Below are 16,600 nucleotides of genomic sequence, written 5' to 3' on the forward strand. Positions count from 1 at the left end.
GGGGTGGTCAGGCTGGGGTGGGGTGGTCAGGCTGGGGTGGGGTGGTCGGGCTGGGGTGGGCTGGGTGGATGGTGGGTTGGTTGGTGGGGTGGGGTGGTTACGGCGTGGGGCGGGTGTCTTGGCCGGCGGTGGCGCCGATGAGGATTTGGAGGGTGGCGAGGGTGGTGAAGACGATGAGGGTGGTGGTCCAGGTGGTGGTTAGTTCGGTGAGGTAGCCGGCTAGGGCGGGGCCGGTGGCGGCCAGGAGGTAGCCGATGGATTGGGCCATGCCGGAGAGTTGGGTGGTTTCGTGATGGCTGCGGCCCCGGATGCTGATCAGGGAGAGGGCTGCTACCAGTGCGGCGCCTTGGCCTAGGCCGCCGATGATTGCCCAGGCGATGACTAGCTTCGGCGCCAGGAGCAGGCCGAGGAGCGCGACGACGATCGGGATGCTGGCGGTGACGGCGCCGGCGCGCTGGCTGCGCGGGTTGCGCATCAGCCAGGGGATGGCTAGGCCGCCCACCAGGCCGAAGCCCTGGAAGAGGAACAGGTGGATGCCGGCGGCCTGCTCGGAGAAGCCGTGTGAGAGCTCGATCGTAGGCAGCCAGGTGACGAAGACGTAGAAGCTCGTCGACTGCAGGCCCATGTAGGCGGTGACGAGCCAGGCCATCGGTTGCCGCCAGACGCTCACCAGGGGCGTGTTGTCGTCGGCTGGCTCGGCGGGGAGCGGGGCGGAGCTCGAGTGGGCTGGGATTCGGATCAAGGCGACGACCAGCGCGAGGCCGCCCCAGATTGCCAGAGCTAGGCGCCAGTTGGAGCCGGCGGCGACCGGTACGGCGATCGCTGACGCGAGGGCGGCGCCGCCGGTGATGAAGGCGGTGTAGATGCTCATCGCGCGGGAGACGTGGCCGGCGTAGTCGCGTTTGATCAGGACCGGTACGAGGACGTTGCCGACCGCGATCGAGGCGCCGATCACGAGGGTTCCCAGCCATAGGCCGACGGATCCGGTGTAGGAGCGGAGGACGCTGCCGGCGGCCAGTACGAGCAGTGAGACGAAGACGGCGCGCTCCATGCCGAGCCACTTCGAGAGGCGATGGACCAGGGGAGAGGCGAGGCCGAAGGCGACGAGCGGGAGCGCGCCGAGCACGCCGAGGGCTCCTTCGCCGAGGCCTTCGTCCAGGCCGATCTGTGGCAGGAGAGGGCCGACCGCGGTGATGGCCGGGCGCAGGCAGAGCGCGACGAGGAAGACGCTCGCGGCGATCAAGGAACTCCGCCGGGCAGTCACCGCTCCGGTGGTCACCGCCACGACGTCACTGCCACGACCCGCATCTCACTGCCACGCCCCGCATCTCATTGACACGACCCGTCTCACTGCCACGACCGGTGCCCCGTCTCACTGCCACGCCCCGCATCTCATTGACACGACCCGTCTCACTGCCATGCCCCGTCTCACTGCCACGACCGGTGCCCCGTCTCACTGCCACGCCCCGCATCTCACTGACACGACCCACGGGCCCTGCCACGGTCCACGGTCCCTGTCACGATCCACGGTCCACGCCCCTGTCACGGTCCACCTCGCTGGCTCGACCGATTAAATGTCCGACATTTACACTCTAACCATGGGATTGAGTGGACCGGTACGGCAGGCTCCGTTGGTGATGCAGGTCTCAGAGCAGTTTCGGGCCCTGATCGAGGGTGGTGCTTGGCCGGTCGGGGCGAAGATTCCGGGGGAGAACCAGCTGGCTGGGGAGCTGGGGGTGAGCCGCGGGACGGTGCGTGAGGCGTTGCGGTCGCTCAGCCTGACCGGGCTGCTCGAGCCGCGGGTTGGTGACGGTACGTACGTGCGCGCGACCAACGAGATCAGCGGCGTACTGGTCCGCGACGAGTTGTCGGCGACGTTGACGCATGTCCTCGACGCACGCGCCGGCATCGAGGGTGCGGCCGCCCGGCTGGCTGCGTTGCATCACACCGGGCAAGGTCTCGCTGCCTTGGAGGCGGCACTCGTCGCGCGGAGAAGTGCGCACGAGGCGGGCGATCTAGACGGCTATGTCGCCGCGGATGCGTCGTTCCATCGGGGCATCGTCGAGGCGAGTGGCAACCCGCTGTTGCTTCGCCTGTACGACGCTGTCGCCGAAGTGCTGACAGCGTCGATCCACGAGACCGCGACGATCCCCGAGGACCCCCGCGTCCGCGACGCCCACCACGCCTTGGTGGCGGCGATCCGGGATGGAAATCCCGAGACCGCCGCCCAGGCGTCATACGCACTGATCGACTCGGTCAAGCAGTCAGCCACCGGCGACTGATCCCGGCCTCGGCCGGCAGCCTCGGGCCGGCTGATCCTGATGTCGTCCCAGCGTCGGGCCGGCTGACCCTGATGTCGCCCCAGCCTCAGCGGGTGATTGCTATGTCGTCGAGGAGGAACGAGGTTGGGGTTGTGTCGTTCTCGGTGCTCGTCCAGGACAGGGTGACGGTGCGGCCTCGGTACGGCGTGAGGTCTAGTGATTGGGTGACGTACCGCGAGGTGGACTGGGCGCCGGTCAGGGTGCGGGCCGTCTTGCCGTTGATGGTCAGCTTGAGGGAGTCGGCCTTGTCGCCGCCGGTGATGCGTGCGGCGAAGCGCAACTGCGGTCGGCCTGTGGTCGGTACGACGACCTGCTGGCTCAACATGTCCGACTGGACTGCGCCATACCCGCCCAGCATCGCGTAGCCGAGTCCGGCGTTGCTGTACTGGCCATCGGAGCGGATCACGTCGGCGGACTGGGTCCACCCGCCGGTACCGGCCTCGAAGTCGCCGTTGACGACGGCTCCCTTGTGGGTGCTGACGACCCAGCTGATCACCGTGTTGCCGCGCGCCCCGGTCGAATCGGTCGCGGTGACCGTCGTCGAGTGCGTGCCGGGCTTGCTCGGTACGCCGTAGATGAGGCCGGTGATCGCGTTGAGGCGCAGACCGTCGGGGAGGTCCGTCGCGGTGAGGCGGACCGGACGTCCGCCCGAATCGGTCGCCCGGACGTGGAGCACGACCGGGGTGCCGACGGAGCTGAATTGCTGGGCCGGCGTGTTGACCGTGATGCGGTTGGCCTTGGTCGGTGACGTGAGTGAGCCGAGGCCGTTCGGCGTACCGAGGCCGGTCGGGCCGTCCCAGCCGGGTTGCGCAGTACAGAGCGGAGCCGGCTTGCACTCGCCGTTGTTGCCTTCGACAACGTCATTGAGATCGGCGGTGCCGGCGTAGGGGTAGCTGGCAGGCTGCGAAGTGGGGGAGGGGTCGCCGGCGAGGGCATAGGTCGCGGCGATGATCGGCGCGGCCGCGCTGGTACCGCCGTACACGGCCCAGCCGTTGCCGCCGGTGGTCTGGTAGACGGCCACTCCTGTCGCGGGGTCGGCGACTGCGGAGACGTCGGCGATGGCGCGCTTCGGGCAGGTGGCTGCTGGGATGACGGCTTGCCAGGTTGGCTTGGTGATCTCGGCGGAGCAGCCGGAGCCGGTGCCGTGGCCTGGTTCGTTGTTCCAGACGGTTTCGGACCAGCCGCGGCCGGAGTCGGTCTTGGTCAGCGTCGTACCGCCGATGGCCGTGGTCGCCGCCGAGCTTGCCGGATAGGAGGTACCGGCCTCGTAGTCGTAGTCGCCGGTGGAGGCGGCGTAGACGATGCCGTTGGTGTTGAAGTACTGCTTGTCGAGCTCTGGCAGGTTGCCCGACTCGGGGCCGCCCCAGCTCAGCGAGACGAACTTCGCACCCAGCTTCTCAGCGGTCTTCACCGCGGCCAGGAGGTCGTTGCTCGGAGAGTCGGCCTCGATCAGGGTGATGCCGCAGTTCGGGCAGACGGCCGAGACCATGTCGAGGTCCAGCGAGATCTCGCCCGACCAGGAGGACGACGGGGCCGGCAGCGGGCTGGTCTCGCCGTTCTGGTTGAGCTTCTGGAAGCAGCCGTTGTCCGTAGTACAGGCCGGCAGCCCGAACTGCTTGCGGTAGACGGCCAGGTCGGACTCGGCGGTCGGGTCGTCGTAGGCGTCGACGATGTAGATGCGCTGGCCCTTGCCTGCTGTTGCACTTGGCAACTTGTACGCCGAAGCCAAGTCGGTTGGGCCGTAGCCTTGCGGCGCACCGGCTGCGCGAGCGCGGAAGCCGAGGTCGGCCCGTCGTTGCGCGAAGCAAGTGAAGTAGCCGGGCTCGACCTTCTGGTCGCAGCTGGCCACCACCTTCGGGGACTCGGTGACCTCGGCGGAAGCGACCATGCTCGTGCCGCCGACCATGAGCAGGGCCAGGGGAATCGCCAATCGGCGCAGGGCGGTCACTGGTGTACTCCTGTCTTCTGCCAGGTCTTGCCTGCGTCGCGGGTCACCCAGAGCTGGGTATCGGGGGTGTAGGCGGCGTCGCGTTCGACCAGCCAAGCGGTGGTCGGCGACTGCCAGACGAGGTCGTGGATGTGTTCGCTGTTCTCCAGCCAGCTCTGGTCGTAGCGCCAGGACTTGGTGAGCGCCGGGCGGTTGTAGACGAGGCTCGCGGTGACGGTGGTCAGCATGACCGCGCCGTCCGCGTTCACGGCGAGTTGGCTGCCCAGGCCGAGAGTGCCGGGCACAGCGTCGTACCGGAAGGTCTTGCCGCCGTCGCCGGAGACCATGACGGTCTTCTCCGACTGGCCGCGGCCGTAGTGGGCGATGCAGAGGGCGAAGAGCCGGTTCGGCCCGTTGGTCGCGAGGTCGGTGACGATCGCGTCCTCGGCATCCGCGCAGGTCAGCGTGCTGGTCGCCTGGACCTTGCCGTCGCGCAGTGTGGTGAGCTTGTTGGGGGCCGTGAAGGATGCCGTGAGCAAGTAAACCGTCGAGCCCTGTGCAGCGAGGAGCACGTTGTCATCGGCGGCCACGTCGACCTTGACCTGCTGCCAGCCGGTGGATTTCCCGGCGGGGGCGCGCCAGACCTTGAGCGGCCGGTCGTCGCAGATGCCGGTGCCGATCGCGCAGCCCGAGGTCACGACGTAGGTACCGTCGGGTGCCGCGAGCAACTGCAGCACCTTGGCGTCGCCGCCAGGCACCGCGACCTTCGTCCAGGTTCTGCCGCTGTCCTTGGTGACCTCGAGGTACGGATCGTATGCCCAGCCGAACTTCGTGTTGGCGAACTGGAGGCTGGTCAGCCCCGGCTCGCCGCTCATCGCGAGCGGGTTGTGCGTCGTGCCTGCCTTGGCCCACGTCTTGCCGCCATCGTGAGTCGCCTGTACTTCCGCCAAGCAGCTCGCGTTGCCGCAACTGCCGAGCAGGTAGCCGTCGTTCGGGGTCGGCCAGACGATGGACTGCGGCGCGAACTTCGGGGCCGCGGGCTGTTGCGCGGTCGCCACGCTCGCTCCCGAGCTCACGAGTAATGCGGTCGCGATCGCCCCAGCCAGCGCAATCGCGGAACGGCCAACATACAGACGCACTGTTCACTCCTCGGACCTAGACGACTGCCACCGCACACGGTAAGCCTTGTCCCGGCCCGTTCGGCGCCCATTCCGGCCAAGCGCCGATTGTGGCCATCTAGGCTGCTTGAGTGGCTGATTGGGAAGCAGTGGGGTTGAGCGGGTTCGACGCAGATTTGTATCGGCAATTGCTGCGGGAGCCGGGGGTGGCGGTCGCGCAGCATGGCGAGGCGCTCGGGGTGCCGGTGGCAACGGTTGAGGCGGCGGTGGCTCGGCTGGTTGGGGTGGGGTTGGTACGCGGTGGCTCGGAGGAGGCGCCGGCACCGGTGGATCCGCGGTCCGGGGTCGGGATGCTGGTGCGGGAGCGGCGGGCGGCGCTCGACGGGGTCGCGGCGATGACCGATCAGCTGGCGCGCGAGTTCAGCGCGGGACAGTTGCGGGCCGAGCCGAGCCGGCTGATCGAGATCGCGGTCGGGCGGGAGGCGATCGAGGCGCGGATCGAGGACATGTTGCGTGGGGCAACTGAGCAGGCGGTGGGGACCGATACGCCGCCCTACGTTGCGGACGGCAGCCACCAGGTGTCGAGTGCCGAGTTGGCGCTGCTGGACCGGGGGGTGCGGTTCCGGTCGATCTACGCTTCCGAAGTACTGGATCACCCGGCGTGGGTGGCGCATCTGACGTCGATGGCGGAGCGGGGTGAACAGGCGCGGGTACTACCTCAGGTGCCCTTGAAGCTGCTGATCGTCGACGGCACCACGGCGATCTTGCCGCTGGCCGGTGATGACAAGCCGACCAGTCCGGCCCAGGCTCGGGCAGTGGTTGTCACTGATTCGGCGCTGACCAATGCGCTGCAGGTGTTGTTCGATCAGCTGTGGGGGCAGGCGACGCCGTTGCGGCTGACGGAGTCGGATGCTGTCGACCCGGCTGCTTCGCTGATCAATCTGCTGGCGAGTGGGATGAAGGATGAGGCGATCGCTCGGCAGCTGGGGGTCAGCGGGCGGACACTGCGGCGGAGGATCGCGCAGGTCCAGGAACAGTTGGGCGCGACGAGTCGCTTCCAGGCAGGACTCCAGGCCGCTCGGCACGGCTGGCGCTAGCGGCAGAGGTCAGCGGCTGCGGTCACCGGGTGCGGGTCTCGGAATCGCGGGTGACTCGGTCTACGCGGCGGCCGGATTCGTCGAAGATGTGGAGCCGGGCGGTGTCGACGGCGAGGTGGACTTTGGAGCCGGTCTTCAGGCCGGCGTTCGGGTCGATCTCCAGTACCAGGTCGGCGCGGCGGTGGGTCGCGGCGGCGGTCGGCTCGGGCTCGATCGATGACGCCTCGACCCGGCCCAGGCGGGTCCTGGCCTTGGAACGCCAGCCCGACAGGCGGGAGGTGAGACCGGACATGTGGGGAGCCGCATGCCGCGTCCTCGGGCCACCGTCGGCGAAGGCGAGGCGTTTCGGCGTACGGGGGCGGGGGGAGACGCCGACCAGGTCGGGGTTGAGCATCTCGACGCCGCACTCGATGAACGCGATCCATTGGTTGCCGTGGAACTCGAGGGTCCGCAGCTTGCCGGAGAGGTGACCGGGTTCGCCGCCACCGGCCGCGGCGACGGTGAAGGCGTCGGAGCGGGCGCCCACGATCACCTTGGCGCCGTCGTGGCTGCTCAGGATCAGCGACCGGCGGTCGATCGGCGGCAGCTGGATGGACTGGGCGCCGAAGTCGAGGCTGACCCGGTGGTGCGCGGTGACCCGGACGATGGCCGACATCAGGTTGATCCGGGGACTGCCCAGGAAGCCGGCGGCGAAGGCGGTCGCGGGGTCGTTGAAGACCTGGTCCGGAGTACCGACGTCCTCGATCCGGCCGTCGCGCATGACCGTGATCCGGTCGGCCAGGGTGAGCGCCTCGATCTGGTCGTGGGTGACGTACACCGTGGTGACGTTGAGATCGCGGGCCATCGCGCCGATCTCCTGGCGCAGCTCGGTCCGCAGCGTCGCGTCGAGATTGGACAACGGCTCGTCCATCAGGAAGATCTGCGGTTGCCGCACGATCGCACGACCGATCGCCACGCGCTGACGCTGGCCGCCGGACAATGTTCTCGGCAACCGGTCGAGCGCGCCCTCGATCCGCAGGATCCTTGCCAGCCCGGCCGCCTTCGTGCTCGCCTCGGTCACGTCGTCGCCGGCCATCCGCAACGGGAACATGATGTTCTCGCGCGCGGTCCGGTTCGGGTAGAGCGCGCCGTTTTGGAAAACCAGCGCGACGCCGCGATCTTTCGGGGACAGGTCGGTGGCCAGCGTCCGGCCGAACCAGACCTCTCCCGCGCTCATCTCCTCGAGCCCCGCGATCATTCGCAGCAGGGTCGTCTTGCCGCATCCCGACGGTCCGAGCAACACCATGAACTCGCCGTCCGCGACGTTCAGTGACACGTCGTTCACGGCGGGATACTTGCCGTCGTAGGTCTTCGAAACCGAGTCCAGCCGGATTGCTGTCATCACCACCTCCGTTGGGGTGAGGTGAGTACACAGCCCCGCGCACACGTTGTCCAGACCTCCGCGCATACGCTTGCATGATGGACGATCCGCAGACTTGGCGAGAGGCCCGCAGAGAGGCTGCCGCGGCCCAAGCAGCAGCTCTCCAGCACCGTAAGGACAACGAGACTGCGCAGGCCCGTAAGTTGCTGGCGGAGTTCGTCGCGACGATGCATTCGCGGGGAATCGAACCTCAGCCACTGCGGGCTCCGGTGGTCGGGACGGGCGCGAGCTACCGGACCGATGTGACCGGCTGGTACCTCCGGCGCAACCAGTCGCTCGGGGTCGATGCCAAGGGCAACTTCTACATCCTGGGGATGCAGCCGAGCGTGAAGGCCAGGCTGCTCGGCGTACGGGTGGTGCCGTCCGATCCGCCGATCATCATCGGGCAGGGTGCGCGGGACGGCGAGTCGCTGCCGCTCAAACAGCTACTGGAGCTGCGGCTGGCCGAGATCGAGGGCTGACGGAAATCGAGTTGCGGGGGACCGGGCCGGTTGGGTAACGTCCCCGGCCTGTCTTTTTGATGGTGGATCGAATCGAACCGGGTGGATCTCCGGGGCGGGATCTTCTGACCGCGACCAGTCCGATTCGATGATTCGAGGCTCCTTGTCATGGCCGAAACCACACTCAACCCTGCCTCAACCGCCGAGCTCGAGGCCGAGCGCGTCTTCCTGGCCGAGGCCAAGGCCGCGCTGGCGCGGATGCACCAGGAGGTGGAGGAGCGCGACGTCCCGCTGATCGGGGGCGAGGACAACGACGAGCGCTTCACCAACGAGGCGAACGAGCGCGCGAAGAAGATGCGGACGCAGGCGCTGCTCGATCTGCCGGACGTGCCGCTGTTCTTCGGGCTGCTCGACTACGAGGTCGGCACGATCGAGGATCTGGACCAGATCCACATCGGCCGCCGGCACGTCCACGACGGCAGTGGGGTGCCGCTGGTCATCGACTGGCGGGCGCCGGTGTCGGTGCCGTTCTATCGGGCGACCCGCAGCGATCGGCAGCGGCTGGTGCTTCGGCGGCGGTACGGGTTCTCCGATCATGCCGAGCTGACCGGGTTCGAGGACGAGTCGCTGATCGGGGCGGTCGAGACCGACCAGGCCGACGCGTTCCTGCGGGCCGAGATCGAGCGGCCGCGTACTGGGCCGATGCGTGACATCGTGGCGACGATTCAGCCGGAGCAGGATGATCTGGTTCGGGCCGCGCTGCATCCGAGCGTCTGCGTGCAGGGCGCGCCTGGTACCGGCAAGACGGCTGTCGGGCTGCACCGCGTCGCCTACCTGCTCTACACCGAGCGGGAGCGGTTGAGCCGGGGCGGCGTCGTGATCGTGGGGCCGAACCGGTCGTTCCTGTCGTACATCCGCAAGGTTCTGCCGGCGCTCGGCGAGGTCGACGTCCGGCAGATCACCATCGACGAGTTGATCAGCCAGCCGGCCACGGCGGTCGACGACGCCGAGGCGGCACGGCTGAAGAGCGATGCGCGGATGGCGCTGGTACTGCGACGTGCGCTGTGGTCGCACATCGGCGTACCGGCCGAGGGAATCCTTTACAGCAAGGGATCCCAGCGGTATCGGGTGCACGACTACGAGCTGGCGGAGATCGTCTCGGCGCTGCGCGAGTCGACTCGGTACGCGCCGGGGCGGGATGCGCTGGCGCAGCGGGTGGCGCACGCAGTACTGGTTCAGATGGAGCGGCGGGGCGAATCGCCGGATGATCGCGTGCAGAACGCCGTGGCCCGGTCGAAGCCGGTGAAGGCATTGCTCGACGCGGTCTGGCCCAAGGTCGTACCGGAGCAGGTCCTGCATCGGCTGCTCTCCGACGCGGACTTCCTGTCGCAATGTGCTGGGGAGGAGTTCACAGCGGCCGAGTGCGCTGCCTTGCTCTGGCAGAAGCCGGCCCGCTCGTGGAAGTCGGCGAAGTGGTCAGCGGCCGACACCCTCCTGCTCGACGAGCTCAACGACCTGATCGAACGCGACTCCGGCTCCCTCGGCCACCTGGTCCTCGACGAGGCCCAAGACCTCTCAGCCATGCAACTCCGCGCGCTGTCCCGACGCTGCCGAACCGGTTCCGCCACCGTCCTCGGCGACCTCGCCCAGGCCACAACCCCTTGGGCAGCAGGCTCCTGGGCTCAGGTACTCGCTCACCTCGAGAAGCCCGACGCCGTCATCGCCGAGCTCGACCGGGGATTCCGCGTCCCCGAACAGATCATCGACTTCGCCGCGAAACTCCTCCCGCAGATCGCCCCGACCCTGGGCACCCCGACCGGCGTCCGCACGATCGCCGATGCCCTCACCGTCATCGCGACCGACGACCAGACCTTCACCGAAACCCTGATCACCTCCTGCCGGGCCGCCCTCACCACCGAAGGCTCCGTCGCCCTGATCGCCGCCGACGACCGCGTCACCACCCTGTACGACGCCCTGCTCGCCGCCGGCCTCAAGCCCGCCCTACTGGGCGCCACCGAGGACGAGATGGACACGACCCGCCTCGTCTGCGTCCCGGCGACCCTCGCCAAGGGACTCGAGTTCGACTCGGTCATCGTCGCCGAACCGTCCGAGATCGTGGCAGCCGAACCCCGCGGCCTCCAACGCCTCTACGTCGTACTGACCCGCGCAGTCAGCTCCTTGCGAGTCGTCCACGCGACACCGCTACCCGAGTCCTTGGGGTAGCTATTTGCTGGCCGGTTTGGGGCCGGTGGAGCGGAGGGTTCCGAGGCGGGACAGGGCGTCGAACCAGAAGCGGGCGCCGGGGATGGTTGCCAGCATCATCAAGATCCAGCCGAGCAGGACCAGCAGGAGGACCTGGATGTCCTGGCCGGCGCCGTGGTCGGGGTCGAGCAGTCCGCGCTTCTCCAGCCAGTTGCAAGAAGCTCCCGGGGCGGTACAGGCGGAGACCGTTCCCCAGCCGAGGGGGAGGCCGGCCGCTCGGGTCTTCTGGATCTCCTTGCGGAGGTCGCTCAGGCAGTCGCCGGCATCGTCGGCCTTGCATTCGGCGGAGTTCGCGGCGGCCTGGCTGACGACCGTTTCGCGGAGGGCTTCGTCGGTGTAGAGCGAGCGGGTGATGCCGATGGCGTTGACGTTGAAGACGACGACCAGGACGGCGGCCACGGTCAGGGAGATCCAGCGGACATGGCGTTTGTACCAGCCGGACACCCGGTCCATGTGGTCGTTGTACCACTGCTCGAGACTCTGCCGGAACGTCGTCAGGTCGCCCTTCGCCTCGGCGACCAGACCGAGCAGCGTCTTCTTCAGCGGGTTGTCGTTCGGCCAGCCGGCGATCTCGGCCTTGACCTGATCGAGGGTGGTGGCGCCGGACAGGTCGGGGACGATGACGTCGAGAAAGGCTCGGGCGAAGGCACGGCCCGACACGTAGGAAGGCAGTTCGCGCCGGTCCCTGGCGCTCAGCTTGGCGTTGCCCGCGTCGAGGGCCACCACTCCGTTGTCTGCCGTCCGGGAGACCATCGGCTGGTTCATCACCTGGGTGACCAGCGGGCTCGTTCCGACCGGTGGTTGCGGCTGGTTGGGCGCCACGACGGGGGCTTCGGAGGTACGGCGTACGAGGTCCTTCCAGCCGAGCTTGAACTCGCTCTTGCCGTCGACCAGCGAACGGATACCGCGGAGCAGGTACTCGCCGCGCAGCCCCATGAAGCGGGCCGCTCCCTCGGTGAAGACCGAGACCACGGCGGAGAGGGTGGCGAAGACGAGGATGAGTCCGATGGCGGTCTGTACGACCAGGCTGTCCATGTGGTTCATGATCCCCGTCCTGGGCGAACGGTGACAGAACCTGCGGTGTGCCATCGTGAGCGGATGGGTATCGAGGTACGGCCTGCTTCGGTCTTCGAGGATGTCCGGGTCCTGATCGGGCCGAAGCGTGCCGACGCGACCGTCTGCTGGTGCCTGAGCCACCGGATCCCGTCGAAACTGAACAACCAGCTCCACGGACCGGAACGCGGCGAGTACGTCGCGGAGCTCTGCCGCAAGGAGCCGGCCCCCGGCGTCCTCGCGTACGACGGCGACGAGCCGGTCGGCTGGGCCGGTATCGCGCCCCGCGCGGACACCTCGTTCGCCCGCACCACGAGGATCCCGCACGTCGACGACCTACCGGTCTGGTCCTTGTGGTGCATCCGCGTCCGCCCCGGCCACCGCGGATCCGGACTGTCCCGCATCCTGATCGACGGCGCCGTCGACTTCGCCCGGACGAACGGCGCACCCGTCGTCGAGGCCTACCCACTCGACAGCGGCGACGCCAAGGTGGACCTGACGATGGCGTACGCCGGTATCCGCAAGAACTTCGAACGCGCCGGGTTCGTCAAGGTCGCCGACACCACCTCGACGCTGGCCGGCCACCCCCGCGTGCTGATGCGGATCGACCTGCGGTAGCGCACGGGTTCGTGATCGGCCGACCGTTGACACGACCTGCCGCGCATGACTCACTGAGGGAAACTGCTGGTCGTCCGTATGGATCGGCATCTCACCGGGGGGCTGGTGAGGTGCTCGCGGGGAGCAGCAGGCAACGAGGCTGGGGGGCCGATCATGTGGCGAGTCACGCTTCCATACCTGCGGTCTGCGCTCAGGCGCTCCAAGGTGGCGGTTGCGACGGTGGTCGTCGGCGCCTTCATCGCGGGCACGATCGCCACCGTCAAATCTCTGATCGAGTCCCGGATCATCGCGGCGGTGGCCGACGTGGTGAACGGGAACGAGCAAGGCCCGATCGGGTCGCGCCCCCTCGGCGAGATCGGCTCGGGCGACTCCGACTGGGTGAGCGACCTGGCGAACTCGCTGTTCAGCGGAGTCGCCTTCCGCTGGGGCATCGCCATCTACGTGGCGGTCAGCCTGGTGAGCGTGCTGCTGGGCGTCGTGACCACGAGTTCGCGGGAGAGCATCACCCGGCGGCTCTTCTCCGGGCTGTTCGAAGCCGGTGTGCAGAACGCCTTCACGAAGTCGTCCGTGCCGGTCGACCTGGAGGACGAGCCGGGCGGCATGGCTGGAGCGGTCCAACAAGGTGCGCACGCAGTGTCCAGTGCCTACACGTTGCTGGTCGAGGCGGGGCAGTACGTCTTCAGCCTGGCCACCATCGTCATCGTGCTGACCAACGTGCACATCGGATTCGCGGGCCTGTGCCTGGGCCTCGCTGCCGTTCTCGCCGTGCTCAGCTGGGACCAGGGCCGGCGGCTGAACAACCGCCGGGAGAAGTACGACGAACGCCGCCGCCAGCTGTTCGGATTCACCAACGACGTGCTGGCCAACCGGGACGTCCTGCTGGCCCACGAGCGAAAGCCCCACTACGTCGGCCGCCTCGCCGGGTCGAGTCATCAGCTGGGAACGATCGACAAGGATCTGTCCACCCGGGAGAGCGTCTATCGCGGCTTGGTGAACCTCATCCAGGATCTGGGGCTGATCGCCATCCTGGGCATCGTGCTGGTCGCCGCGGCCCGCGGTGCCAATGTGAACGGCGTCGGCGACGCGTACTTCTATGTCTCGCTGTTCACCCGGATCATGAGCCCGATCCGCAACATGCTGTACGGCTACGACAGCGTCAGGCGCTCGATGTCGACCTCCCGGACGTTGCTGCGCCTGCTCGCGCGGGAGGAGGCCGCCACTACGCCCGTGGTCGCGGCAGAGTCCGGCGCCGGTTCGTCGTGGGAGGCAGAGTTCGCGCAGGTCTCGTTCGCCTACGAGGCCGGCAGACCGGTCCTGCAGGGTTGCTCCTTCCGCGTCCCGGTCGGCGGTGTGGCTTTGATCGTCGGCCGATCCGGCGCGGGCAAGTCGACGATCGCGCGGATGCTGCTCGGCTTCCTGACGCCTGAGCTGGGGGAGGTCAAGGTCCGCGGCAGGCGGGTCGACTCCTGGGATCACGAGGACTTGCTGAGACAGATGAGCTACCTGTCCCAGACCGGTCACGTCATCGACGGAACCGTCCGCGAGAACCTGTTCGCGGCCGAAGAAACGGACGTCTCCGTGCTCGCCGGGGCACTCCGGACGGTTCGGCTGGCAGGCTGCGAGGCCGACGCCGTCGAACTGCTCGAAGCGCAGGCGAGACGGCTCTCCGAAGGACAGAAACAGCGCCTGGCACTGGCCCGGATCCTGGTGGACCAGGCCCCCATCGTCGTACTGGACGAACCGCTCGCCGGCGTCGACGCCTTCACGTTCGCGGAGGTCCGGGAGCCGATGACGGAATGGATGGCCGACCCGGGCCGAACGGTCGTGATGGTGAGCCACCGCCTGGAGTTCGTCTCGACGGCGACACACGTCATCGTTTTGAGCGAGAGCGGCGACGTGGTCGAGGAGGGCAGCCCGGAGGACCTGCTGGCCATCCCGAACGGAGTCTTCGCCTCGTTGATGGGCGCCGCGGTCATGAACAGTTGACCAGCGTTCCGGCGACAACGCAAAGGCGCCCGGCCGGATCGACCGGGCGCCTTGCATTGGGCTCAGCTCAGGGTTGCGAGGGTTTCGTTCCAGGTTTTGGAGGGACGCATGATGGCTGCGGCCTTCGCGGGGTCGGGCTGGTAGTAGCCGCCTAGGTCGACGGGGGAGCCCTGGACGGCGATCAGTTCGCCGACGATGGTCTGCTCGTTGGTGGCCAGGGTTTCGGCGACCTGGGTGAATGACTTGGCCAGGTCGGCGTCGTCGGTCTGGTTGGCCAGTTCCTGGGCCCAGTACAGGCTCAGGTAGAAGTGGCTGCCGCGGTTGTCGATGCCGCCTACCCGGCGGGTGGGGGACTTGTCCTCGTTGAGGAACGTCGCGGTGGCGCGGTCGAGGGTGTCGGCCAGGACCTGGGCGCGGGCGTTACCGGTGGTCTGGGCGAGGTGCTCGAAGCTGGCGGCCAGGGCGAAGAACTCGCCGAGGCTGTCCCAGCGGAGGTAGTTCTCCTTGACCAGTTGCTGTACGTGCTTCGGAGCCGAACCGCCCGCGCCGGTCTCGAACAGGCCGCCGCCGGCCATCAGCGGGACGACCGAGAGCATCTTCGCGCTGGTGCCGAGCTCGAGGATCGGGAACAGGTCGGTCAGGTAGTCGCGCAGCACGTTGCCGGTGACGGAGATGGTGTTCTCGCCGCGCCGGATCCGCTCGAGCGAGTACTTGATCGCGTCCACCGGCGCCAGGATCTTGATCACCAGGCCCTCGGTGTCGTGCTCGGTGAGGTACTTGACGACCTTGCTGATCAGGTTCGCGTCGTGGGCGCGGGTCTCGTCCAGCCAGAAGATGGCCGGGTCGCCGGTCGCGCGGGCCCGGGTGACGGCCAGCTTGACCCAGTCGCGGATCGGCGCGTCCTTGGTCTGGCAGGCGCGGAAGATGTCGCCCGCGGCCACTTCCTGCTCCAGTACTACGTTGCCGTCGGCATCGACCACCCGAACGGTGCCGGCCTGGGCCAGCTCGAAGGTCTTGTCGTGGCTGCCGTACTCCTCGGCCTTCTGCGCCATCAGGCCGACGTTCGGGACCGAGCCCATCGTCGACGGGTCGAAGGCGCCGTGCGCGCGGCAGTCGTCGAGGACGACCTGGTAGATGCCGGCGTAGCTGCTGTCCGGCAGCACCGCGAGCGTGTCGTGCTCGGCGCCGTCCGGGCCCCACATGTGGCCGGAGGTACGGATCATGGCCGGCATCGAGGCGTCGACGATCACGTCGGACGGCACGTGCAGGTTGGTGATGCCCTTGTCCGAGTCGACCATCGCGAGCGCCGGGCCGTCGGCCAGCTCCGCGTCGAAGGACGCCTTGATCGCGTCACCGTCCGGCAGCGCGGCCAGGCCGTTGTAGATGCCGCCGAGGCCGTCGTTGGGGGACAGGCCGGCCGCGGCCAGCGTCGCGCCGTACTGCGCGAAGGTCTTCGGGAAGAAGGTGCGGACCACGTGCCCGAAGACGATCGGGTCGGACACCTTCATCATGGTGGCCTTCAGGTGGACCGAGAACAGCACGCCCTCGGCCTTGGCCCGGGCGATCTGCGCGGTCAGGAACTCGTCCAGCGCGGCGACGTGCATGACCGAGGAGTCGACGACCTCGCCGGCCAGCACGGGGATCGACTCACGCAGTACGGACGTGGTGCCGTCGGCGCCGGCGAACTCGATCCGCAGCGTGCCGTCGGCCTCGATCACGGTCGACGTCTCGGTCGTGCGGAAGTCGTCAGCGTCCATCGTCGCGACGTTCGTCTTCGAGTCAGCCGTCCAGGCACCCATCCGGTGCGGGTGGTTCTTGGCGTAGTTCTTCACCGAGGCGGGCGCGCGGCGGTCGGAGTTGCCCTCGCGCAGGACCGGGTTCACGGCCGAGCCCTTGGTGGAGTCGTAGCGGGCGCGGATGTCGCGCTCCTCGTCGGTCTTCGGCTCGTCCGGGTACTCCGGGAGCGCGTAGCCCTGCGACTGCAGCTCGGCGATCGCGGCCTTGAGCTGGGGGGCCGAGGCGGAGACGTTCGGCAGCTTGATGATGTTCGCGCCCGGCGTCTTGGTCAGCGCGCCGAGCTCGGCGAGCGCGTCCGGGATCCGCTGGTCCTCGGTCAGGTAGTCGCCGAAGACGGCGATGATCCGCCCGGCCAGCGAGATGTCCCGGGTCTCCACGCCCACACCGGCCTGCGCGGCGTACGCCTGGATCACCGGCAGGAACGAGTACGTCGCCAGGGCCGGGGCCTCGTCCGTATGGGTGTAGATGATGGTCGACTCAGTCACTCGCGTCTGTCCTCTGCTCCGTCGATGTCGCTCCCCGGGCCACCCCGGGAGGCAACCCCACCTTAGTCGGCGGACC

At 68.3% G+C, this 16,600-nt stretch carries 12 protein-coding genes; 6 read left to right on the forward strand and 6 right to left on the reverse strand.

The genetic code is table 11. The features are described from left to right. Positions 1-97: 97 nt before the first annotated feature. On the reverse strand, positions 98-1,279 hold the full coding sequence (locus tag ABD768_RS31475; protein WP_344846653.1) for an MFS transporter: 1,182 nt from the start codon (positions 1,277-1,279) through the stop codon (positions 98-100). Between the two features lie 319 nt (positions 1,280-1,598). Here ABD768_RS31475 and ABD768_RS31480 point away from each other — a divergent pair, with 319 nt between their 5' ends. After that, positions 1,599-2,282 carry a FadR/GntR family transcriptional regulator gene (locus ABD768_RS31480; RefSeq protein ID WP_344846655.1) on the forward strand — a complete coding sequence of 228 codons (684 nt, stop codon included), beginning with the start codon at positions 1,599-1,601 and terminating at the stop codon, positions 2,280-2,282. An 85-nt stretch (positions 2,283-2,367) separates the two neighbouring features. Here the strand turns inward: ABD768_RS31480 and ABD768_RS31485 are convergent, their stop codons facing one another. Then, a complete protein-coding gene (locus ABD768_RS31485) occupies positions 2,368-4,269 on the reverse strand; it encodes a putative Ig domain-containing protein (RefSeq protein ID WP_344846657.1) in 1,902 nt (633 codons plus the stop codon). Beyond that, entirely contained in the window at positions 4,266-5,387 is a 1,122-nt protein-coding gene (locus tag ABD768_RS31490; RefSeq protein ID WP_344846659.1) for a beta propeller repeat protein, read from the reverse strand. Before ABD768_RS31490 ends, ABD768_RS31485 begins: the two co-directional genes overlap by 4 nt. 110 nt (positions 5,388-5,497) lie before the next feature. Between ABD768_RS31490 and ABD768_RS31495 the strand changes: the two genes are divergently transcribed. Next, positions 5,498-6,463: a LuxR C-terminal-related transcriptional regulator gene (locus ABD768_RS31495; protein WP_343965454.1), complete on the forward strand. Its 966-nt coding sequence runs from the start codon at positions 5,498-5,500 to the stop codon at positions 6,461-6,463. Positions 6,464-6,485: 22 nt separating this feature from the next. Here ABD768_RS31495 and ABD768_RS31500 read toward each other — a convergent pair whose 3' ends face one another. After that, the gene (locus ABD768_RS31500; protein WP_344846661.1) at positions 6,486-7,844 is read right to left on the reverse strand and encodes an ABC transporter ATP-binding protein; all 1,359 of its coding nucleotides are present in this window, start codon (positions 7,842-7,844) and stop codon (positions 6,486-6,488) included. Positions 7,845-7,921: 77 nt separating this feature from the next. Between ABD768_RS31500 and ABD768_RS31505 the strand changes: the two genes are divergently transcribed. Continuing rightward, positions 7,922-8,344: a hypothetical protein gene (locus ABD768_RS31505; RefSeq protein ID WP_344846663.1), complete on the forward strand. Its 423-nt coding sequence runs from the start codon at positions 7,922-7,924 to the stop codon at positions 8,342-8,344. Positions 8,345-8,491: 147 nt separating this feature from the next. Beyond that, positions 8,492-10,546, forward strand: coding sequence for a HelD family protein (locus ABD768_RS31510; RefSeq protein WP_344846665.1), 2,055 nt, complete (start codon positions 8,492-8,494; stop codon positions 10,544-10,546). Here the strand turns inward: ABD768_RS31510 and ABD768_RS31515 are convergent, their stop codons facing one another. Next, on the reverse strand, positions 10,547-11,629 hold the full coding sequence (locus ABD768_RS31515) for a hypothetical protein (protein ID WP_344846667.1): 1,083 nt from the start codon (positions 11,627-11,629) through the stop codon (positions 10,547-10,549). 54 nt (positions 11,630-11,683) lie between these two features. On the opposite strand from ABD768_RS31515, the gene ABD768_RS31520 reads away from it, so the two are divergent. Next, positions 11,684-12,256: a GNAT family N-acetyltransferase gene (locus tag ABD768_RS31520; protein WP_343965444.1), complete on the forward strand. Its 573-nt coding sequence runs from the start codon at positions 11,684-11,686 to the stop codon at positions 12,254-12,256. A 204-nt stretch (positions 12,257-12,460) separates the two neighbouring features. Further along, complete coding sequence (locus tag ABD768_RS31525) at positions 12,461-14,242, forward strand: ATP-binding cassette domain-containing protein (protein WP_344846669.1); 1,782 nt, start codon at positions 12,461-12,463, stop codon at positions 14,240-14,242. A 62-nt stretch (positions 14,243-14,304) separates the two neighbouring features. Here ABD768_RS31525 and ABD768_RS31530 read toward each other — a convergent pair whose 3' ends face one another. Then, positions 14,305-16,524, reverse strand: coding sequence for an NADP-dependent isocitrate dehydrogenase (locus tag ABD768_RS31530; RefSeq protein WP_344846671.1), 2,220 nt, complete (start codon positions 16,522-16,524; stop codon positions 14,305-14,307). Positions 16,525-16,600: the final 76 nt, after the last annotated feature.

It is taken from the genome of Kribbella ginsengisoli (genome assembly GCF_039537185.1).
In the GTDB taxonomy this organism is placed as follows: Bacteria; Actinomycetota; Actinomycetes; order Propionibacteriales; family Kribbellaceae; genus Kribbella; species Kribbella koreensis.